Source organism: Polaromonas sp. P2_G11, assembly GCF_056403595.1.
In genome coordinates this window covers 361,242-381,237 of record NZ_JBFUFE010000003.1, presented here as the reverse complement: position 1 = coordinate 381,237, position 19,996 = coordinate 361,242, and the positions used below count along the sequence as shown (strand labels likewise).

General features: G+C 61.9%; 18 protein-coding genes. 7 read left to right on the top strand and 11 right to left on the bottom strand.

Annotated elements, in window-relative coordinates:
* Positions 1-4: 4 nt before the first annotated feature.
* The 3 genes from AC1DWQ_RS12545 to argC form a co-directional block, all read right to left on the bottom strand.
* Positions 5-973 (bottom strand): 5'-nucleotidase, encoded by a 969-nt coding sequence (locus AC1DWQ_RS12545; RefSeq protein WP_457282584.1) that lies wholly within the window; start codon positions 971-973, stop codon positions 5-7.
* A 21-nt stretch (positions 974-994) separates the two neighbouring features.
* A complete protein-coding gene (locus AC1DWQ_RS12540) occupies positions 995-1,552 on the bottom strand; it encodes a histidine phosphatase family protein (RefSeq protein ID WP_477669928.1) in 558 nt (185 codons plus the stop codon).
* 323 nt (positions 1,553-1,875) lie between these two features.
* Positions 1,876-2,808 carry an N-acetyl-gamma-glutamyl-phosphate reductase gene (argC, locus tag AC1DWQ_RS12535; protein ID WP_477669927.1) on the bottom strand — a complete coding sequence of 311 codons (933 nt, stop codon included), beginning with the start codon at positions 2,806-2,808 and terminating at the stop codon, positions 1,876-1,878.
* 122 nt (positions 2,809-2,930) lie between these two features.
* On the opposite strand from argC, the gene AC1DWQ_RS12530 reads away from it, so the two are divergent.
* Entirely contained in the window at positions 2,931-3,824 is an 894-nt protein-coding gene (locus tag AC1DWQ_RS12530; protein WP_477669926.1) for a LysR family transcriptional regulator, read from the top strand.
* On the opposite strand, the gene AC1DWQ_RS12525 is transcribed toward AC1DWQ_RS12530, so the two are convergent.
* The 4 genes from AC1DWQ_RS12525 to ilvA all read right to left on the bottom strand — a co-directional run bounded on the left by AC1DWQ_RS12525 (position 3,819) and on the right by ilvA (position 7,654).
* Positions 3,819-4,673: an adenosylcobinamide-GDP ribazoletransferase gene (locus AC1DWQ_RS12525; protein ID WP_477669925.1), complete on the bottom strand. Its 855-nt coding sequence runs from the start codon at positions 4,671-4,673 to the stop codon at positions 3,819-3,821. The genes AC1DWQ_RS12530 and AC1DWQ_RS12525 overlap by 6 nt on opposite strands.
* A 17-nt stretch (positions 4,674-4,690) precedes the next feature.
* Positions 4,691-5,752 (bottom strand): nicotinate-nucleotide--dimethylbenzimidazole phosphoribosyltransferase, encoded by a 1,062-nt coding sequence (cobT, locus tag AC1DWQ_RS12520; RefSeq protein WP_477669924.1) that lies wholly within the window; start codon positions 5,750-5,752, stop codon positions 4,691-4,693.
* Positions 5,709-5,885, bottom strand: coding sequence for a cysteine-rich CWC family protein (locus tag AC1DWQ_RS12515; RefSeq protein ID WP_477670211.1), 177 nt, complete (start codon positions 5,883-5,885; stop codon positions 5,709-5,711). The genes cobT and AC1DWQ_RS12515 overlap by 44 nt, the downstream gene beginning before the upstream one ends.
* Before the next feature lie 125 nt (positions 5,886-6,010).
* Positions 6,011-7,654, bottom strand: coding sequence for a threonine ammonia-lyase, biosynthetic (gene ilvA / locus AC1DWQ_RS12510; RefSeq protein WP_477669923.1), 1,644 nt, complete (start codon positions 7,652-7,654; stop codon positions 6,011-6,013).
* A 252-nt stretch (positions 7,655-7,906) separates the two neighbouring features.
* Between ilvA and AC1DWQ_RS12505 the strand changes: the two genes are divergently transcribed.
* Positions 7,907-8,365 (top strand): OsmC family protein, encoded by a 459-nt coding sequence (locus AC1DWQ_RS12505; protein WP_457282593.1) that lies wholly within the window; start codon positions 7,907-7,909, stop codon positions 8,363-8,365.
* Positions 8,366-8,461: 96 nt separating this feature from the next.
* On the opposite strand, the gene coq7 is transcribed toward AC1DWQ_RS12505, so the two are convergent.
* Entirely contained in the window at positions 8,462-9,091 is a 630-nt protein-coding gene (gene coq7, locus AC1DWQ_RS12500; RefSeq protein WP_477669922.1) for a 2-polyprenyl-3-methyl-6-methoxy-1,4-benzoquinone monooxygenase, read from the bottom strand.
* Positions 9,092-9,228: 137 nt separating this feature from the next.
* Entirely contained in the window at positions 9,229-10,518 is a 1,290-nt protein-coding gene (locus tag AC1DWQ_RS12495; protein WP_477669921.1) for a porin, read from the bottom strand.
* A 764-nt stretch (positions 10,519-11,282) separates the two neighbouring features.
* On the opposite strand from AC1DWQ_RS12495, the gene AC1DWQ_RS12490 reads away from it, so the two are divergent.
* The 4 genes from AC1DWQ_RS12490 (at position 11,283) to AC1DWQ_RS12475 (ending at position 16,296) form a co-directional block, all read left to right on the top strand.
* A complete protein-coding gene (locus AC1DWQ_RS12490) occupies positions 11,283-12,344 on the top strand; it encodes a porin (protein WP_477669920.1) in 1,062 nt (353 codons plus the stop codon).
* 355 nt (positions 12,345-12,699) lie between these two features.
* Positions 12,700-13,839, top strand: a complete 1,140-nt coding sequence (locus AC1DWQ_RS12485) for a porin (RefSeq protein ID WP_477669919.1) — start codon at positions 12,700-12,702, stop codon at positions 13,837-13,839.
* A 225-nt stretch (positions 13,840-14,064) separates the two neighbouring features.
* The gene (locus AC1DWQ_RS12480; RefSeq protein ID WP_477669918.1) at positions 14,065-14,925 is read left to right on the top strand and encodes a DUF3047 domain-containing protein; all 861 of its coding nucleotides are present in this window, start codon (positions 14,065-14,067) and stop codon (positions 14,923-14,925) included.
* 33 nt (positions 14,926-14,958) lie between these two features.
* A complete protein-coding gene (locus AC1DWQ_RS12475) occupies positions 14,959-16,296 on the top strand; it encodes a M20 aminoacylase family protein (RefSeq protein ID WP_477669917.1) in 1,338 nt (445 codons plus the stop codon).
* A 135-nt stretch (positions 16,297-16,431) separates the two neighbouring features.
* On the opposite strand, the gene AC1DWQ_RS12470 is transcribed toward AC1DWQ_RS12475, so the two are convergent.
* On the bottom strand, positions 16,432-17,277 hold the full coding sequence (locus AC1DWQ_RS12470; RefSeq protein ID WP_457282600.1) for a MurR/RpiR family transcriptional regulator: 846 nt from the start codon (positions 17,275-17,277) through the stop codon (positions 16,432-16,434).
* A 138-nt stretch (positions 17,278-17,415) separates the two neighbouring features.
* Positions 17,416-18,888 carry a glucose-6-phosphate dehydrogenase gene (gene zwf, locus AC1DWQ_RS12465; protein ID WP_477669916.1) on the bottom strand — a complete coding sequence of 491 codons (1,473 nt, stop codon included), beginning with the start codon at positions 18,886-18,888 and terminating at the stop codon, positions 17,416-17,418.
* 141 nt (positions 18,889-19,029) lie between these two features.
* On the opposite strand from zwf, the gene tal reads away from it, so the two are divergent.
* Positions 19,030-19,977, top strand: coding sequence for a transaldolase (gene tal, locus AC1DWQ_RS12460; protein ID WP_477669915.1), 948 nt, complete (start codon positions 19,030-19,032; stop codon positions 19,975-19,977).
* The last annotated feature ends 19 nt before the right edge of the window (positions 19,978-19,996 follow it).

The window sequence follows — 19,996 nt, the reverse complement described above, 5'->3', positions numbered from 1 at the left end:
CGGCTCAGGAAAGCTGGTTGGAAACACCACTGGCCACGTGGCCCGAGGGAACATGCTGCGAGGCGGAGTGCACGTGACCGGTCTGGTCGTCGAAGAAAAAGTCGGGCTCGAATTCGCGCAGGAATTCGCCTTTGGCGAGACCCCCCAGGAACATGGCTTCATCGACCTCAATGTTCCAGTCCATCAGCGTGCGGATGGCGCGTTCATGCGCGGGCGCGCTGCGGGCGGTAACCAGGGCCGTGCGTATGCGCATGTGCGAGGTGCCGACCTGCTGCAAACGGTGCAGCGCTTCAAGCAGGGGTTTGAACGGGCCGGCCAGCAGCGGCTGTGTGGCCTTGTCGCGTTCGTGCTGCTGGAAGGCGGACAGGCCCTGCGCCTGGAAGACGCGCTCGGCTTCGTCCGAAAACAGCACCGCGTCACCGTCGAAGGCGATGCGCACTTCGTTGGGGTGCGCGTCGCTGGCACGCACTGAATGCGGATAGACCTGCGCAGCGGGCACGCCGGCCAGCAGGGCGTCGCGTACGTCGCTCAGATGGGCGGACAGGAAAAGATTGGCGTGCAGGGGCTTGAGGTAACGCCAGGGCGCCTCGCCACGGTTGAAAGTGCCTCGTTCTATCTTGAGGCCGTAGTGCTGGGCTGAGCGAAAAACCCGCATGCCGGAGACGGGGTCATTGCGCGAGAGGATCACGACTTCAACGCGCTGGGTGGGTGCTGTCGGGCTGGCCGCTTCCCCGGCGCTTTCGGGTACCTCGTTGAAGGCCAACAGCTTTTTGACCAGCGAAAACGCCACGCCAGGCTTGGCCGGCACGTCCAGCCGCTCGAGCTGCAGCTTCATATAGGCGGCATCCTTTTTGGCGCCTGGCACGGGCTCGGCCGTCATGCCGGTTTCAAAAACCTGGTTTTCTTCTTCAAAGTCAAACAGCGCGCGTGACGAGATCGCCACCACGAGCTGACCATCCAGAGTTGCTGCCATTTTTTGTACCTTATCCGGTTTTTAGGAGTGGGTTTGCAGTTCGAGTGTGCACCATTGGCCGTAGGCCGGAGCTTTTAGAGGCCAGTCGCTGGCGTGCATGATCTGACGCACGCCAAGGCCAATCAGTTCCACGGCGCGTATGACGCCCGCATGGGTAATCCACAGTGTGTCGGCCTGGCCTTGCAACTCGTCAAAGGCCGAAGCGACGCGTGCCATGACCTGGTGGGTGCTTTCGCCGCTGCCGCCCACGGCATATTGGGCAAAGCCGTCCGTCCAGGCCTGCAGTTCGGCGGGCGTGATGTCCTGCCAGGCGCGGCCTTCCCAGGCACCAAAGTCCATCTCCTGCAACCGCGGGTCGCTGGTGCAAGCCAGGTCGGGGCGCAGTTCGCGCAATGCTTGCGCCAGCTGCACGCATCGCTGCAAAGGGGAGTGGGCGACCCGTGTGCCGGCGGGAAGCAGCGTGGCTAGCGCTTGCGCGCATTCGGCGGTGGCCGCCGCATCGGCCGCTACGTCCTGCCGGCCGTAGCAAATGCCGGCTTCAACCAGCGGTGTTGCGTGGCGGGCCAGCCAGAGCTTCATGGCTTACTGACTGCCTTGGTCGGGCAGCGCCTGCAGGTCGGTGCAGGTGATCTGCTGCTCCTGCACGGGGACCGTGGTGGCGGTGGACGGAAGTGATGCGGTGATCATGGAGAGGGGCTGCTGCGGTGGCTGGAGAATGGCGGAGTGCACGCTGTGCGATCCGTGCGATAAGGAAGGGTCCGCCATGCCCCATGGTCTATTCTAGAGCGGCACAGGCGCCGGCGCGGCGAGCCTCTGCGCCACCGTGGGGCCATCTCTGGAACTGCTTGCAAGAACCGGCTATCTGTGACACCCCTCGCCGAACTTGCTGTGCCGTCAAGCCGCTAAGCGGCGTGCTGCAGCATCAGGTCAAGGTTCTGCACCGCCGCACCCGAGGCGCCTTTGCCCAGGTTGTCGAACACGGCGGCCAGAAGCACCTGCCCATGCTGCGGGTTGGCGAACACGGCCAGCCGCAGCAGGTTGGTGCCGTTGAGCGCCTGCGGGTCCAGGTGCTGCGTGGCCTGAACGTCCTTTTGCGCCATCACCTCCACGTGCACGGCGCCTTCGTAGTGCTGCTGTAGACAGGCTTGCAAGCGACCGGGAGTGACGCCCGCTGGCAACCGCCGCAACAGCAACGGGATCGTGAGCACGATGCCCTGGCGGAACGAGCCGTAAGCCGGCAGGAAGAAGGGCCGCTGTATCAGGCCTGCGTGTTTCTGGATCTCGGGGATGTGCTTGTGGGCCAGCCCCAGACCGTACACCTGGAACATGGGCGCATGCGATGCACCCGCACCTTCATGCGCATCCACCCGCGCGCGGCCGCCGCCGGAGTAGCCCGACACCGCATGGATCGCCAGCGGGTGGTCGGCGGGCACGAGGCCGGCCTTCACGAGTGGCAGCAGCAGGGCGATGGCGCCCGTGGGATAGCAGCCGGGGTTGGTGACGCGCCGCGCGTTGGCGATGCGCCGGGACTGTTCCGAGCCCATTTCCGGGAGTCCGTAGACCCACTGCGGATCCGTGCGGTGCGCGGAGCTGGCATCGATCACGCGCACGGCCGGGTTCACGATGGAGGCCGCTGCTTCGCGTGCAGGCCCGTCGGGCAGGCACAGCAGCGCGATATTGCAGGCATTAATGGCTTCTGCACGGCGCGCCGGGTCCTTACGGTCCTGCTCGGGCAGCGTGAGGAGGGTCAGGTCGTTGCGGCCCTGCAGGCGTTCGTGGATCTGCAGGCCGGTGGTGCCCTGATCGCCATCGATGAAGACAAGGGGTGCGCTCATGCGGTGCTCCTGGTGGGATGAATGGCTCGAGCCAAAGAAAGAAGAATGACGAATCTTCAGCGACACCTTAGAATTTGAAAAGTTGAATTTCATAAACATCAGCATCAGATTTACTGAACGTCATGCGCGAACTCAACCTGGACCGGCTGCGCACGCTGGTCACCATCGCACACCTGGGCTCGTTCGCCGAAGCCGCGCGCGTGCTGCATCTGGCGGCGCCCACGGTGAGCCTGCACGTAGCCGACCTGGAAGCGCTGTGTGGCGCCCCCCTGCTGGTGCGCAAGCGCGGTGAAGTGCGTCCCTCGGGCGTGGGCGAGGCACTGATTGAACGGGCGCGGCGCCTGTTGGCCGATGCGGACGAGGCAATGGATGTAGTTCAGCGGCAGGTGCAGGGGTTGGCGGGCCGTGTGCGGCTGGGCGCCTCCACGGGCGCGATTGCCCACTTGCTGCCGCAGGCCCTGGAGGTGCTGGGCCGGAATCATCCCGGCATCGACGTGCAGGTGGCAGTGCTCACTTCGCAGGACACCATGACGCGCCTGGCGAATGGATCGCTCGACGTGGGCCTGGTGGCGCTGCCGCAGGCGACGGTGCAAGGGGTGAAGGTGCAGCCCTGGCGTCGGGATCCGATGATGGCCTTCGTGCCGTCGCCCTGGGCTGTACCCCAGCGTGTTACGCCGAAGTGGTTGGCGGCTCAGCCCTTGATTCTTAACGATTTGGGCACCAGCCTGTCGCGGTTGACCGCTGAGTGGTTCGCGCTGGCGGGGGAGCACCCCAAGGCGCGCATCCAGCTCAACTACAACGACGCCATCAAGAGTCTGGTGGCCGCCGGTTACGGCGCCACGCTGCTGCCGCACGAGGCATCATCCACCACGCCGCTTGACCCGCGCATCCGCATGCTTCCGTTGCGCCCCGCGCTGTGGCGGTCGCTGGGGGTTGCGCACCGGATGGGCCCGGTGGAGCGGGCGACGCAGCATGTCCTGGACGTGCTGTGGCAACAGCGGCAGCCATGGTCATAGACTGATGGCCAGGCCCAGGTAAAAAGCGATTTCGCAAACCTGCTGGGTGGCACCCAGGCAATCGCCGGTGAATCCTTGCAGCCTGCGCTTGAAGAAGCGGCCCATCCACAGCAACGCCAGCACGGCGAAGCTGCAGGCCACGATGAGGTTCATGACGTCAAGCACGAAGGTAGCCAGGGCCAGCGCGGCGAGGCACCAGGAAAACCCCACCAGCAGGCTGCCGGGGGAGATCTGGTCGGCCAGAGGCTTGGATTTGGACAGGGCGGTGTCGCCCACGTGTGGCAGCAGGTAAATCAGCAGCAGCGGCAGGCCGCGCGACATGATGTGGCCTGTGCATAGCGCGGCACAGGCATACCAGCTGCCAAAGGGCGCCTCTTCCCAGTCACCCCAGCCGGCGGGCGCGCCTTCGACCGAGCCGAGGATGGCCAACAGCGAGACCTTGCACAGCAAGGCGAGCACCAGCGCCATGGCGCCAAAGGCACCCACGCGCGAATCCTTCATGATTTCGAGTGCGCGGCCCTTGTCGTGGCTGCCGCCCAGGCCGTCGGCTACATCGGCAAGGCCGTCTTCGTGGAAGCCGCCCGTCAGCAGCACGGTGGCGGCGGTGGAAAACGCCGCGGCCACCAGCGGCGAGAACGTGGTGTCGGGCAGAACCGCCTGAAACAGCGCGTACACGGCAGCGGCAAACAGGCCCACCAGAATGCCGACGCCGGGGAAGTGGCCGGCGCTGGCGCGCAGCAACTCGGGGCTGTAGCCCACCCAGGCCGCCAGACGCCCCGTGATGGGGATGCGCGTGAAGAACTGGACGGCGAGCAGGAACTCGCGGACAAACAGGGTGATGGATGTCATGCGAGGCCCATGATGGTTTATGCGTCTTCCCGCCCGCTCACGCCGGCGGAGTCAAAGCTCGCCATTTCATTGAGAAAGCCGGCTGCAGATTGCACCAGGGGCCAGGCCAACAGCGCGCCCGTACCTTCGCCGAGGCGCAGCTTGAGTTCGAGCAGCGGTTGGGCTTTCAGGTGCGCCAACAGCAGGCGATGGCCGTGCTCGTCGGAACGGTGGCAAAACACCATGTAGTCCTGCACCGCGGGAGCGAGCGAGCGGGCCACCAGTGCTGCCGCCCCGGCGATAAAGCCGTCGACCAGCACCACGCGGCGCTCGCTGGCGGCCTGCAGCATGGCGCCGGCCATCATGGCGATTTCAAAACCGCCCAGGGCGGCCAATGCATCCAGAGGCTGCGTTGCGCCGGCGTGGCCTGCCAGCGCGCGCGCCAGCACGGCGCGCTTGCGTTGCAGTTGCTGGTCGTCCAGGCCGGTGCCGCGACCGGTGGCTTCGTCGATGCTGATGCCGGCAAGGCGTGCCAGCAGCAGGGCGGCAGGCGAGGTGTTGGCAATGCCCATTTCGCCAAACGCCACCACGTTGCCGGGCAGCGATTGCAGGATGTCCATGCCCGCGGTGAGTGCGGTGTGGGTTTGCAGTTGCGACATCGCGGGCCCGCTGCAGATGTTTTGGGTGCCGTGGGCGATCTTGCGCTGCAGCAGCTGCGGGTGCGCGGGCAAGTCCGCCGCCACGCCGGCATCCACTACGTGCAGGGCAAAGCCGTGCTGGCGCGCGAAGACGTTGATGGCGGCGCCGCCGGCCAGCATGTTGCCGACCATCTGCACCGTGACATCCTGCGGAAAGGCCGAAACGCCTTCGGCGGCAATGCCATGGTCGGCCGCGAAGACCACCATTTGGGGAGCTTGCAGCGTGACGTTCTCGCTCTGCTGGATCAGGCCCAGCTGCAGCGCCACACTTTCGAGCAGGCCGAGCGCGCCCTGCGGCTTGGTCTTGTGGTCGATCTTGTGCCGCAGCCTGGCCTCCAGCGGGAGGTCGGCAGTCGGCTCAATCGCGGGCAGGAGGAGGGGTGGAAAGTCGGGTGCGTTCATCGGTGATTTGTTTAAGGCAGGCGGGGCAGAAGCACGACAGTGCGCTGCCTTCCGGTTGCGGAGTTCGTTCGGAGGGTACGGGCATGATGTGCGGCAGTTGCACGCACCAGCATTCAGCATCTCCTGCCGCCATGCCGCAGCGCAGGCCGGCGCCGCAGCGGGGGCACACCGAGGTGTCGGCCTGGGCGGGTGTTGGCGGGGGTGCGGCCTGTGGGCTCATGGCGGATGGGCTTGTCGGCTCTACGGTCAGTTTTGCGGTCAGCTCTGCAAGAACAGCCGGTAAACAGGGTTGGCGGTTTCCTCGACGTGAGGGTAGCCCAGCGTGTCCAGGAAATCCTTGAAGGCCTTGTTGTCGGCCTTGGGCACCTGCAGGCCGACCAGGATGCGGCCGTAGTCGGCGCCCTGGTTGCGGTAGTGAAAGAGGCTGATGTTCCAGCCCGGCCGCATGCTGGAGAGGAACTTCATCAGCGCGCCCGGCCGCTCGGGGAAGACGAAGCGCAGCAGGCGCTCGTCTTTGGACAGCGCACTGTGCCCGCCCACCATGTGGCGGATGTGTTCCTTGGCGAGCTCGTCGTGGGTGAGGTCCAGCGTCTTGAAGCCGTGGCGCGAGAAATTGGCGGCGATCTTGCTGCTCTCGCCCTTGGCCGACGTGGTCAAGCCCACAAAGACGTGGGCTTTGGCGTCGTCGTTGATACGGTAGTTGAACTCGGTCACGCTGCGCGGCCCGCCCGGCAGCTCGCCAATCACTTCGCAAAAGCGCCGGAAGCTGCCGCGCTCTTCTGGAATCGTCACGGCGAACAGGGCTTCGCGCTCTTCGCCGACTTCGGCGCGCTCGGCGACGAAACGCAGGCGGTCGAAATTCATGTTGGCACCGCACAAGATGGCCGCGTAGGTTTCACCCTTGGCCTTGTGGGTGGCCACATACTGCTTGACAGCTGCCACGGCCATTGCGCCGGACGGCTCGACGATGCTGCGGGTGTCGACGAACACGTCCTTGATAGCGGCGCAGACGGCGTCGGTGTCGACGGTGATGAATTCATCGACCAGTTCGCGGCTGATACGGAAGGTTTCTTCACCCACCAGCTTGACGGCCGTGCCGTCGGCGAAGAGGCCGACGTCGCTCAGGGTCACGCGCTTTTTGGCGTTGACTGACTGCAGCATCGCGTCGGAGTCGTTCATCTGCACGCCGATGACTTTGATCTCGGGCCGCACCGCCTTGATGTAGTTGGCCACGCCGGAGATGAGCCCGCCGCCGCCGATGGCAACAAACACGGCGTCGAGCCGGCTGGAGCCGAGGCTTTGCAGCTGCATGAGGATTTCCATCGCGATCGTGCCCTGACCGGCGATGACGTCCGGGTCGTCAAACGGATGCACGAAAGTCAGGCCCTGCTTTTTCTCGAGCACCACGGCGTGGGCGTAGGCGTCGGAGTAGCTTTCTCCGTGCAGCACGACATTGCCGCCCCAGGCCCTGACGGCGTCGACCTTGAGCTGCGGTGTGGTGGTGGGCATGACGATGACGGCGCGTGTGCCGAGCTTTTGCGCGCTGAGTGCGACGCCTTGGGCATGGTTGCCGGCCGAGGCGCAAATCACGCCTTTTTTGAGCTGTTCGGGGCTCAGGTGAGCCATCTTGTTGTAGGCGCCCCGCAGCTTGAAGCTGAACACCGCCTGCTGGTCTTCGCGTTTGAGCAGCACGGTGTTTTTCAGGCGCAGGCTCAGGTTTTTGGCGGGCTCCAGCGCGGACTCCACTGCCACGTCATAAACCCGGGCTGTCAGGATCTTTTTCAGGTAGTCGGCTGGTTTCAGCGCGGGCTTCGACGTTTTGCCGGAAGGTTTCCCCGGAGCTTTGACTGCCTTGATGACTTTGGGAACAGGGCGGGTGGCTTGTTTGGTGTGGGTTGGCATGTTTTTCTCGCAGCCTGACATCATAGTGGGCAAGAAAAAAGGCCCAGACTTTGCAGTCTGGGCCTGTAAATCCACCCTTAGAGGAGGTGGAGGAGACAACCGGTGCAAAAAGACCCTGAGTTGCCGGACAACTGATCTTGATGCGATGATTTCAGTATAGCGGGCCGATGTTGCGCTGCACAATATCTTGTGGCGTAAATTCGACATTTTTCACGGTTTAATCATAAATTTTATGCATGAGGAGAGAGATTCATGGAATGCACGGTGAGTTGGACGGGCCCGACGGCGGTCACAGGATCGCGCTCCGGAATGAGTTTTCTGGCTGAGACCGGCAGCGGCCACACCCTGGTGATGGACGGCGCGCCCGATGCCGACAAACCGGAAAACGGCGGCGCCAACCTGGCACCCCGGCCCATGGAAACCTTGCTGGCCGGGACCGGTGGCTGTACGGCCTACGACGTGGTGCTGATCCTCAAGCGTGGCCGCCAGGATGTTCGGGGTTGCTCGGTCAAATTGAGTGCCGAAAGGGCGCCTGTCGACCCCAAGGTGTTTACCAAAATCCACATGCATTTTGTCGTGACAGGCCGTGGCTTGGCCACCAGCGCAGTGGAACGCGCGGTCGCCATGAGTCACGACAAATACTGCTCGGCCACCATCATGCTGGCGAAAACAGCAGAGATCACGACCAGCTTCGAGGTCATCGAAGCTTGAGATGATTTTGGCCTCTTTCCCTTTGTAGATAAGCGCAAGCAGCTATTAAATTTATAGCATGTGGTTGTGCCGGCTTGCGCTGCAGCGACAGAAACCTCAGATGTAGTGCGCCGTTGTTGTCATGACACGCGCCGCAGAGCGCATCAGGGCCTTGACCGGCTCGGGTAACTGCAGCGCGCCGGCCTGCTCGGCATCGCGTGCATGCAGCGCTTCATCGTCTTTCATTTGCGCCACGATGGCGCGCGACTCATGGTCGCCTGCCGGCAGGCGCTCCAGGTGGCTTGCCAGGTGCGCTTCAACCTGGCGCTCTGTCTCCACGACAAAACCCAGGCTCAGGCGATCACCGAGCCGGCTCGCGACCAGGCCCAGGCCGAAGGCGCCGGCATACCAGAGCGGATTGAGCAGGGAAGGCCGGGCGCCGAGTTCGTCGAGCCGGGTTTTTGTCCAGGCGAGGTGGTCACCCTCTTCACGGCTGGCCTGCAGGAAGTGCTCTCGCAGGGCCGGGTCGCGGGTACCCAGGGCCTGCGCGGCGTAAAGGGCCTGCGCACAGACTTCACCCACGTGGTTGACGCGCATCAGTGCGCCTGAACGCACCTTGTCCTGCGCGGCAAGCTCGGTTTTCTCACCGGGTACGGTTGGGCAGGTACGGCTGGCGCGCGGGGCGGCAAAAAGCGTGCGAAGGGCGCCGTCGGCGGCATTGAGTGCGGTATCGAGTGCGGTGGTCATGGTGCTTCGGTTCTTAGGGACGGAATGGTTCCATGTTATCCCTCGTCCGGTGGAATGGAAACGGCCACAAAAAAGCCCCCATGCGGGGGCTTTTATGAAAGGAAGGCCGGATCGGGATCCGGACGCAACCTTGATCTTTAGAACGTGTGGCGAATACCCAGGGCGATGTTGGTGGAGCCAACGCCTGCAGCAGACGTCACGCCGCCGAGGAAGCCATTGCCACCAGGGGCTGCCTGGCCTGAGCCCTTGTTGTCGAAGCGGGTCAGCACGGCATTCAGGTTGGTGCGCTTGGACAGCGCATAGGTGTAGGTCACGCCGTATGAGCTTGTGTCGGCATCTGCTGGACGCTTGTCATCAAGGCGGTTGTACGCCACAACCCATGTGTGTGGGCCGCTGGTCATGCGGTAACCGATGTGCGCCAGGTTGGCGTCCTGCCGGAAGGCATTGTTGTAGGCGGCTTGAAAGGCTGCGCCTACAGCTGCGCTACCGCTAGCGGTGGTAACGGTTGCGCCGATGGTGGAGAGGCCGCTTGGGTTGTCATCCTTGATCGTGGCGTACTGGCCGTACAGGGTACCGGGGCCTACGTCAACCGTTCCGCCCAGTACATTGTTTTCCAGTGACTTCTGACCGAGCTCATTGTTGCGCTGGTTGCGGCCAAAACCGAGGGAGAATCCGTTGCCTTTGTAGATGACCATGCCGCCGAAGAAACGGCTGGCGGAGTTGCCGACCGTCGCGGTAGATGCCTCTCCAGCGCCATACATCAACGCTGCGGTGACGCCGCCTGTCTGAATGCCGTATTGCAGCGTATTGCTCAGGCGAATGTCGAAAGCCGGCGGGAAGCTGGCAATCTGGCCGGCTGCCAGGCTGGACTGGGTCTGGGACGCGTCAAAGGTGGCGCCAACCAGGTAGCCAGGCGTGTACTGGCGGCCGAGTGTGAACGCGCCGACCGGCGTGATCAGGCCCACGAATGACTGACGGTCGAACAGCCGGCTGCCTGTGGTACCAGGCAGGTTCACGCCAATCGTGCTTCCGATCGATGAATTTACAGCAGTGATCAGCGCGGCCGTAGAAGCTGCCGGAATGGGAAGCGTGGTCAAGCCAAGTCCTGCGGCGGTAGACATGCGATCCGGCATTTGAGTACCAGAGGCTGCTGAATTCGACATGGCTCCCGTGTCGACTTCAAAACGGTTCTCAAGCGTAAAAATGGCCTTGTAGCCGCCGCCGATGTCTTCGGTCCCGCGCAGGCCGAAGCGTGAACCTTCCATGATGCCACTGGCAATGTGGGTGATCGCCCCGCTTCGCAGGCCGGTGACATGGTTGACGCCGCCATCAACAATGCCATACACGGTCACAGTGCTTTGTGCCATGGCAGCGGAAGTGGACAAAAGTCCCATGATCGCAGTTGCAACGAGGGTCAGTTTTTTCATGGAGTCTCCAGAGAGTTTTAATTGAGGGAAAACCTTCGCAGTCATTGCCGTAAATGCACACACCGGCTTGACTCGATGGAGCAAAGATTAGTGGGGATGCGGCGGCCCGTAAAGAGAGGCAATACGGGGGGTATCACTTTTGCGACAGGGGAAAACCCGATGTTTTCCTGCCCCGGTTGATGTTGGCGGCAAACCTTGGGAGGCTGCCAGGAAATTGTGTTTCCCCTCTCAAATTCTGATGCTGAAGATCGTTTTAAGCGAGGCTGGAGAACGACGCAGTCATGCGCAACCGGTGGCTAGGGTTTGACCTCTAATCCGGGGCGTCTGGCGGGTTGGCGGCAGCAGAGTGACTCGCGTTTACAACGGTTCATGCCACATTGCGCCAGCCTGTCCCCTTTCCTGCCTGTTTTTTTGAGCCATAACGCTTCCCGGAGACAAAAAACGACTTGGGTTTGTGTTTTTCACCAAGGCAGGGCATCTGGGGGCGGGTGCCCTGCTTTGGGGCGGCCTGCCTCGGCTGCCTGGAAGCTTCCCTCGTACGGCATCGCCCGGCCGGCGCATTCGTGCGCGCACCTCCAGCGTGCGCAAAATGCGATGCGTTGTTAGGGACCAACAACTCGGGTATGAACGTTGCTAATAGTAGAGATAAGGCTTGGTGTGATTTGTGACTCTTTGGTTAAATCGGTCTAAGGGTAGTCACTGAGCCCTTATAAATGTTTGTTTCGTAGCAGTGTTTTGTTTTCCACCTTTTTGGAGATTTTCTAATGATGAAGAAAAGCCTAGTTGCTTTGGCTGTGCTGGCAGTTTCCGGCATGGCTTCTGCCCAGTCCACCGTGACCGTTTATGGCCTCGTGGACGCTTGGGTTGGTACCGTCAAGGACAACAACATCAGCCAGTCCGGCGTGAACGTTGCCCATCCTTTTTCCGGTAGCGGTGGTGGTCTGCAGACCAGCCGTTTCGGCCTGAAGGGTTCTGAGGACCTCGGCGGCGGCCTGAAAGCCAACTTCCTGCTGGAAGCCGGCTTTGACCCCAGCACCGGTGCTGCAAACAACTACACCAACCCCTATACCGCCGCGACTTCCAATGCAATCTTTGGTCGTCAGTCCTGGGTTGGTCTGTCTGGTGGCTTCGGTGAGCTGAAGCTCGGCAAAATGTGGACCCCGTACGACATGGTCAAGGGCTCCGGTGCCGCTGGCTTTGACTCGCTCCTGTTCGCGCCTTCCACCAGCGTGTGGGCCAGCAACAGCTACCAGGATCGTCCAGGCAATTCCGTGTACTACCAGACCCCCGACCTGGCTGGTTTCTCTGCTGCTGCGATGTACAGCTTCGGCGAAAACAAAACCGCTACTGTCAGCGCCGGCAAGATCGCCAGCTTTAACGTTGCTTATGCAAACGGCCCCATCGGCGCTTCTTTGGCCTATCAGACCGAAAAAGCCACTGGTGCCAGCACTGCCATCAAGTACACGCAGTTGAACGGTTCGTATGACTTCGGCGTGGTCAAGCTGCTCGGTGCTTACGGTACTGTGAAGAACGGCACCACCCCCGTGACCGGTTTGGCACAGGACAAAGCGACAGAGTATCAAATTGGCCTTGACTTCCCAGTCAACAGCACGTTCACCCTGTCCGGCGGTTATGCCCGCTCCAAGAGCACCCGCCCAGCTGGTGCTTCCGAGCTGAAGCGTACCGGCTATAGCCTGGCTGGTCTGTATGCGCTCTCCAAGCGTACGAACCTGTACGCTGGTGTTCAGAGCGGCAAGGAAACCGGTGCCGGTGTGACCGATCGCAAGACCAGCACCTACGGTGTTGGCGTTCGCCACACGTTCTAATCCAGGTTGGATCTAAACCCGGGCTTGCCTGGGTTCTCTCAAAAGCCGTTTCAGTGAAACGGCTTTTTTCTTTGGGTCGACTGAAATCTGGCTAAAAAGCCGATTCTGGCAAGCAGAAATCCTGGGTTTTCGCTGGCGTTGTTTCTTTTCCACGGGTCCCCGCCTATTTGTGGCTTGAGCACAACGGCTTGACTGTTTTTTCGGGCATTCCTTTGCGAATTGAAGCCCAGTCTGGTGCAATAGACCCAACTTCCCGAAACGGGGGTTGGCCCGGGTCTCTGGTGGTGCCATAAAGGCGAAAGTCTGAAATGGTCCCCGTGCCGGAGCCCTATGTTTAACCTTGGAGAAACTCTCAATGAAAAAGACTCTTATCGCCCTGGCTGCACTCGCTGCAACCGCTGGCGTTGCACATGCCCAATCCTCTGTGACCCTGTACGGCGTTGCCGATGCATTCGTTGGTCAGCAGAACGTTAAAGTTCAGTCGGCTACCACCAACACCAGCATTTCCAACAACATCCAAGGCGGCAGCGGTTTGAGCAGCTCGCGTTGGGGCCTGCGCGGTAGCGAAGACCTCGGTGGCGGCTTGGCTGCTGTGTTCACCCTCGAAGGCGGCTTCGCCATTGACAGCGGTGCTTTGGCTAACGCCGGCGGCAGCAGCGCTGCCGCTTCGACCAGCGTCCTGTTTGGCCGTACCGCTTCCGTGGGCCTGAAAGGCAGCTTCGGTGAAGTTCGCCTCGGTCGCCAGTACACCGCTTACGACTCGCTGCGCGGCGCTACCAACAACACGTATGACTCCAACACGTTCGCCACCACCGGCACCGTGTGGGGTGTTGGTCTGCAAGACTACAGCAACCGTGCCAACAACGCCATCCGTTATGACACCCCAGTTTTCTCTGGCTTCAGCGGTTCGGTGATGTACGCATTTGGTGAAGACAAGTCGGCAACGGTTTCTGCTTCCAGCAGCGCCAGCGCCCACATCAAGTACGCCAATGGCCCTCTGCTGGTCGGTTACGGCTACCAGGCTGAAAAGTCCAACGGTGTCAGCACGATGTTCTCCGGCGCGAACGGCCTTGGCGCCAACAGCATCGCTTCCGCCGCCAGCAATGCAGGTACCCCATCTCCGCTCGTGACTACCCGCAAGTACAACTTGCTGGGCGCTACGTATGACTTCGGCGTTGCCAAGCTCGTCGGTAGCTATAACACCGCCAAGGGCCTGATCGCCGCTGGTGTGGATGCCAAGGACAAGGAATACCAAGTGGGCGTGAGCGTTCCGTTTGGCGCCGCTTCCATTGCTGCTGGTTATACCCGTACCAAGAGCGAGTTCTCTGGCGTGAGCCGCAAAGGCACCGGCTACAGCCTGCTGGGTACCTATGATCTGTCCAAGCGCACCACGCTGTACACCGGTTACACCAATGTCAAGGGCGAGTCCGCAACGGACCTGACCCGTACCGACAAGGCAACCGTGTTTGCTGCTGGTGTTCGCCACACGTTCTAATCTGAAGCTGGCTTAAGCCAGTTTTTGATGAGAATCTGAAAGCCGTCTCGGGGTAACCCGGGGCGGCTTTTTTCGTGAAGAAAGACACATGTACACGTTTGATGCCGTGAGTCGTTGAAATTGGTGAAACTTTTCCGCATCTGCCGCGTTAAATGCGCAGGTTCTGCTATTTGAGTCAACTCGCAATAGATACTACGGTTCATCGTCGTCAGCCCCAATCTCTCAATGCCATTGCTACATCGCCACTTTTTCCTGTGCACGTTGCGTTTGCTTGCTGCCGGTTGCGTGCTCCTTATCGCGGGTTGTGCGGGATTCGCACCTTCCGCACCTGCAGCAGGCACGAACGTCGACTGGACTTCGGCGTCGTCCACAAGCACTACCGCAGATGCCATCAAGTGGCAGCACTGCACATTTCCGGGTAAGAAGTCGACCCGCTACCGTGCTGTGCGCATGGACGGGCGCAATGCCATCCTCGGTGAATCCGACAGCGCCGCCAGCATGCTGCGGCAAAACCTGCGTATAGAGCCCGCAGAACTTGGAACCCTGGGCTTTTCCTGGAAGGTGCCGAAGATGATTACGGGTGCGGACATGACGCAACGCGACAGCGATGATTCACCCGTGCGTGTGGTCCTGGCCTTTGAAGGTGACAGGTCGAAGTTTTCCGCCAAGAACGCCATGCTTTCAGAGCTTGCATTGGCACTGACAGGCGAGCCGCTGCCTTATGCGACTCTCATGTATGTCTGGGGCTCTCACAGCGCGCCAGAAAGCGTGATCATCAATACACGGACCGACCGGATCCGCAAAGTGGTGATCGAATCCGGTCCCGGCCGCCTTGATCGCTGGCTCGATTACCAGCGTGACATTCGTGCCGACTACCAAAAGGCCTTCGGCGAGCCGCCCGGCGCTTTGGTCGGTGTCGCCATCATGACTGACAGCGACAACACGCGCCAAATCACCAAGGCATGGTACGGCCCCGTCAGCTTCAAAAGCAAAACTGCAAGCATGGTGGCCAGGCCCGCAATGGCGCCGGAATTGCTGCAGGTTTCACAAACCCCTGGATTTGCACCGCTATCCCTTCGGGACTAGTATTTAACCTGCTGAACTCGGGACTCCACTGACATGCGCGCTCCGGCCAATCTTCCAAGTGCTTCATCCATTCAGCCTGCCGCAGCGGGAGATATTGCAAACCCCGATCGCCCCTCTCCACTGCGTGCCTCTGGGCGGGCCTTTGCGCAAATAGCGCAATACCACCCCGAACTGACCGCCTTCCGGCGCGACCTGCATGCCCACCCGGAACTCGGGTTTGAAGAGGTTTACACCTCCAGCCGGGTAGTGCATGCGCTCAAGTTATGCGGTGTTGACGAGGTGCACACCGGTGTTGGGAAAACAGGTGTTGTGGCTGTCATCAAGGGTCAGCAGTCAGCCAAGGCTTCCGGTCAACCCGGCTTTAAGCCCATGATCGGGTTGCGTGCTGACATGGACGCGCTTCCCATGACAGAACACAACGAGTTTGGCTGGAAGTCCGCCAAGGCCGGGTTGATGCACGGTTGCGGGCATGACGGGCACACCACCATGCTGGTAGGCGCCGCCCGTTACCTCGCAGAGACCCGCAATTTTGCCGGCGATGCGGTGCTGGTTTTCCAGCCCGCGGAGGAGGGGCGTGGAGGGGCCGATGCGATGATCAAGGACGGCTTGTTCGAGCGTTTTCCCGTGCAAGCCATTTACGCCATGCACAACTGGCCCGCGATGCAGCCTGGCACCATCGGGATCAATCCCGGCCCCATGATGGCCGCGGCCGACCGCATCACCATCGAGATTACCGGCAAGGGCGGCCACGGGGCACACGCCTACCTCACGGTCGATCCGGTGCTGGTGGCCGCTCACATCATCACCGCGGTGCAAGGCATCGTCTCGCGCAACGTCAAGGCCATGGACAACGCCGTGATCAGCATTTGTGCCATCCAGGCAGGCGACCTGGGCGCGATGAGTGTGGTGCCTGGCAATGCCACACTGGTCGGCACGGTACGTACCTTCAAACCGGAAGTGCAGGACCTGGTCGAGCGGCGCCTCAAGGAGTTGTGCGCCGCAGTGGCGCAGGGCTTTGGCGCCACGGCCACCGTCAAGTACGAGCGGATCTACCCGGCCACCATCAACTCACCGGTCGAATACGAGCTGGCCACCAGCGTCGCCGAACAACTCGTGGGTGCAGAGAACGTTGTGCGCAACCTTGAGCCCAGCATGGGCTCGGAAGACTTTTCCTTCATGCTCAGGGTCAAGCCGGGTGCCTACTTGCGCCTGGGCCAGGGCGAACAGTTGCCCGATGGCAAAGGTGGAACCATGGGCGGCGTGGGCAGCCGCTTTTTGCATAACAGCTGCTATGACTTCAATGACAGCGTGCTGCCGCTGGGCTCGGCGCTGTTTGCAGGAATTGTCGAACGCTCGCTGCCGACGCGCTGATTTGCTATTAATTTAATAGCTGCTTGCGCATGCCCCTTATGGGCTGCGGGCGAATTCTTCTTGAAATTCCAAGGGGCCGCTATCACAGGCGGGGCGACGCAGGCCGCGTCTGCGCCTCACCTGTCTGCGCCCGTCTCAGGCATAACGCTTGTTACGCAGGTTGTTTTTCATTTCCTTGAGCAACGGTTGCAGCTTGCTGCCGATGCGCAGTGCCACACAGGTTGCCAGGATGTCGATGATCATCAGGTGCATCAGGCGCGACACCATGGGGCTGTAGCGGTCGTAGCCCTCGGGGTGGTCGGCTGCCAGGTGGATGTTGCCGGCCGCGGCCAACGGCGAACCGGTGACCGTGATGACGATCGTGGTCGCGCCGTTCTTGCGGGCGATGTCGCAGGCGTCCATCAAATCGCGCGTGCGGCCAGAGTTGGAGATCACCACCACGCAGTCGCCCGGCCCCAGCAGCGAGGCGCTCATCACCTGCATGTGGCCGTCGCTGTAGGCGATGCTGGTGATGCCCAGGCGAAAGAACTTGTGCTGCGCATCCTGCGCCACGATGCCCGAATTGCCCACGCCGAAGAACTCAATCCGCTTGCCGGTGTTGTAAGTGGCCAGCAACGCGTCGGCGGCCCGTTCAACGGCTACGGAACTCGCGTCGTTGCGGTATTTCAAAAACGCCGCTACCGTGTTGTCGATCACCTTGACCATCACGTCGCCGGTCTTGTCGTCCGCGTCCACGCTGCGGTGGATGAAAGGTACGCCCTCACTCACGCTGCCCGCCAGCTTGAGCTTGAAGTCCGACAGCCCGTCATAACCCATGCTGCGGCAAAACCGCACCACAGTCGGCTTGCTCACATGCGAGCGGCTCGCCAGCTCCGTGATCGGCAAATTGGCAAATGCCCGCGGATCGGCCAGCACCAACCGGCCCACGCGTTGCTCCGCTGGCGCCAGTGACGGCAATGAAGCCTTTATTCGATCAAGCACGGGAACTGTCCTCCCTACGCTGCAAGATCTCACAGGTCTGCCAAATACCAGTCCGAGCCGCGGAACCGGCTTTGCCGGGCCGCAGGCGGGGCGCCCCCTCGGGGGGCAGCGAACCACACGCAGTGGGGAGCATGGGGGCTAACATTCTTCGGACCAGCAATAGCCGTCTCTGGCAATCATCGCGCTCGCAGCGCTGGGCCCCCAGGTGCCGGCGGCATAAGGCCGTGGCGCACTCGCCTGGCTGCTCCAGCTGTCCATGATGGGCTCGACCCAGCGCCAGGCTTCTTCCTGCTCGTCGCTGCGCACGAAAAGATTCAAGCGCCCGTCGATCACATCCAGCAGCAGCCGTTCATAAGCGCCCACGCGCTCGGAGCCAAAGCGTTTGTCAAAATCCAGGTCCAGTTGCACCGGCGCCAGCGAAGGCGTGCCGCGGCCTCCCGTGCGCTGGTCGGCACCCTGCGCAAGCAGGTGCAGCTCCAGGCCGTCCTTGGGTTGCAGGTTGATCACCAGCCGGTTGGCCACATTGGAGCCTGCCAGCGCCGACTTGAAAATCGCGTGCGGCGCGGGGCGAAAGTTCACCTCGATGTGCGCATCGCGGCCGGCCAGGCGCTTGCCGGTGCGGATGTAAAACGGTACACCGGCCCAGCGCCAGTTGGCGATCTCGGTGCGCAGGGCCACAAAGGTTTCGGTCCTGCTGTCAGGGGGCACGCCTTTTTCGTCGCGGTAGCCGGGCACGGCTTCGCCGTCGATGTTGCCGGCCGCGTACTGGCCGCGCACCACATGCTGGCTCAGCGTTTCAGGCGTCCAGGCCTTCAGCGATCGCAATACCTTGAGCTTTTCGTCACGGATGGCATCGGCGTGCGAGTTGATGGGTGGTTCCATGCCGATGGCGCACAGCAGCTGCAGCGCATGGTTTTGCACCATGTCGCGCAGCGCGCCGGTGCTGTCGTAAAACGCACCGCGCTTTTCCACGCCCAGGTCTTCGGCGATGGTGATCTGGATGTTGGCAATCGTCTCGCGGCGCCACAGCGGTTCAAAGAGCGAATTGCCAAAGCGCAGCGCAAACAGGTTCTGCACCGACGGCTTGCCCAGGTAGTGGTCGATGCGAAAGATCTGCTGCTCGCTCAAAACACTGCGTACCGTCTTGTTGATGGCGCGGTTGGACGCCAGGTCGTGGCCCAGCGGCTTTTCCAGCACCACGCGCGTCTGCGGGCCATTGAGGCCCGCGGCGGCGATCTGCTCGCAGACCGTGGTGAAGAGGCTGGGCGCGGTGGCCACGTACATCACCACCACGTCGGCGGGCCGCTGCTGCAGTTTCGCAGCCAGCGCGGCATAGTCGGCCGGGTTGGACAGGTCCATGCGCAGGTAGCCCAACATCGCCGCGAAGCGCGAGAACTCCTCTTCGCTCGGCCGCTTGGCCAGCTCGACATTGTCAAACCGGGACTTGATCAGCGCGCGGTACTGGTCGTCCGACAAATCGTCGCGTGCCACGCCCACAATGCGCCCGCCCTCCGGCAACGAGCCGTGGCGGAAGGCCTGGAACAGGGCCGGCATGATCTTGCGCCACACCAGGTCGCCGGTGCCGCCAAACAGGATGAGGTCAAAACTCATGGTAAAAAATTGTCTTGGTAATAAAGTTTCATATTCTATGGGCATAATGGTAACTCGACATCGAACCCGTGAAATGCCTGCATCCAGGCACAGTACGGTGTTTCATCCGGACCACTCCGCGTTTTGACCAGCCACCCAGCCATGACCCAACTTGACGCCCTGAAACAGTTCACCACCGTAGTCGCTGACACCGGTGACTTCAAGCAACTGGGGCAGTTCAAGCCGCAGGACGCCACCACCAATCCTTCCCTCATCCTCAAGGCGGTGCAGAAGGCCGACTACCAGCCCCTGCTGAAAGACACCGTGAGCCGCTTCAAGGGCCGGGCGCTTGACGAAGTCATGGACCGTCTGCTGGTGCGTTTTGGCTGCGAAATCCTTTCCATCATTCCGGGTCGGGTCTCGACGGAGGTTGATGCCCGCCTGAGCTTTGACGCCAACGCCACGTATACACGCGGCGAACGCATCATCGAGCTCTACCAGGCCGAAGGCATTCACATTGACCGCGTGCTGATCAAGGTCGCCGCCACCTGGGAAGGCATACAGGCGGCTGAAAAGCTGGAGCAGCGCGGCATCCACACCAACCTCACGCTGCTGTTTTCGTTCTGCCAGGCCATCGCCTGCGGCCAGGCCAAGGTCCAGCTGATCTCACCTTTTGTGGGCCGTATCTATGACTGGTACAAAAAAACTGCCGGCGCCGCCTGGGACGAAGCCGCCATGTCCGGCGCCAACGATCCCGGCGTGAAGTCGGTGCGCGAGATCTACAACCATTACAAGCACTTCGGCATTGCCACCGAGGTGATGGGCGCGAGCTTTCGCAACGTGGGCCAGATCACTGCACTGGCCGGTTGCGACCTCCTGACCATCAGCCCGGAACTGCTGGCCCAGCTTGCCGCCAGCGATACCGCGCTGCCGCGCGCACTCGATGCCAAAGCCGCAGCGGCGCTGGATTTGCCCCCAGTGAACTTTGACGAAGCCGGATTCCGCTACGCGCTCAACGAAGACGCCATGGCCACCGAGAAGCTGGCCGAAGGCATTCGCGCTTTCGCGGCCGATGCCGTAAAGCTTGAACAGCTGATGCTGGCCGCATAACCTCCCGCACAGGACACGT

Excerpts from the sequence above, each read along its gene's own strand:
- AC1DWQ_RS12475 (WP_477669917.1), top strand. The coding sequence starts at position 14,959 with ATGCGCGCTCCGGCCAATCTTCCAAGTGCTTCATCCATTCAGCCTGCC.
- tal (WP_477669915.1), top strand. The coding sequence starts at position 19,030 with ATGACCCAACTTGACGCCCTGAAACAGTTCACCACCGTAGTCGCTGAC.
- AC1DWQ_RS12515 (WP_477670211.1), bottom strand. The coding sequence starts at position 5,885 with ATGGCGGCAGGAGATGCTGAATGCTGGTGCGTGCAACTGCCGCACATC.
- argC (WP_477669927.1), bottom strand. The coding sequence starts at position 2,808 with ATGAGCGCACCCCTTGTCTTCATCGATGGCGATCAGGGCACCACCGGC.
- zwf (WP_477669916.1), bottom strand. The coding sequence starts at position 18,888 with ATGAGTTTTGACCTCATCCTGTTTGGCGGCACCGGCGACCTGGTGTGG.
- AC1DWQ_RS12480 (WP_477669918.1), top strand. The coding sequence starts at position 14,065 with ATGCCATTGCTACATCGCCACTTTTTCCTGTGCACGTTGCGTTTGCTT.
- cobT (WP_477669924.1), bottom strand. The coding sequence starts at position 5,752 with ATGAACGCACCCGACTTTCCACCCCTCCTCCTGCCCGCGATTGAGCCG.
- AC1DWQ_RS12545 (WP_457282584.1), bottom strand. The coding sequence starts at position 973 with ATGGCAGCAACTCTGGATGGTCAGCTCGTGGTGGCGATCTCGTCACGC.
- AC1DWQ_RS12490 (WP_477669920.1), top strand. The coding sequence starts at position 11,283 with ATGATGAAGAAAAGCCTAGTTGCTTTGGCTGTGCTGGCAGTTTCCGGC.
- AC1DWQ_RS12530 (WP_477669926.1), top strand. The coding sequence starts at position 2,931 with ATGCGCGAACTCAACCTGGACCGGCTGCGCACGCTGGTCACCATCGCA.
- AC1DWQ_RS12485 (WP_477669919.1), top strand. The coding sequence starts at position 12,700 with ATGAAAAAGACTCTTATCGCCCTGGCTGCACTCGCTGCAACCGCTGGC.
- AC1DWQ_RS12540 (WP_477669928.1), bottom strand. The coding sequence starts at position 1,552 with ATGAAGCTCTGGCTGGCCCGCCACGCAACACCGCTGGTTGAAGCCGGC.
- coq7 (WP_477669922.1), bottom strand. The coding sequence starts at position 9,091 with ATGACCACCGCACTCGATACCGCACTCAATGCCGCCGACGGCGCCCTT.
- AC1DWQ_RS12505 (WP_457282593.1), top strand. The coding sequence starts at position 7,907 with ATGGAATGCACGGTGAGTTGGACGGGCCCGACGGCGGTCACAGGATCG.
- ilvA (WP_477669923.1), bottom strand. The coding sequence starts at position 7,654 with ATGCCAACCCACACCAAACAAGCCACCCGCCCTGTTCCCAAAGTCATC.
- AC1DWQ_RS12525 (WP_477669925.1), bottom strand. The coding sequence starts at position 4,673 with ATGACATCCATCACCCTGTTTGTCCGCGAGTTCCTGCTCGCCGTCCAG.
- AC1DWQ_RS12495 (WP_477669921.1), bottom strand. The coding sequence starts at position 10,518 with ATGAAAAAACTGACCCTCGTTGCAACTGCGATCATGGGACTTTTGTCC.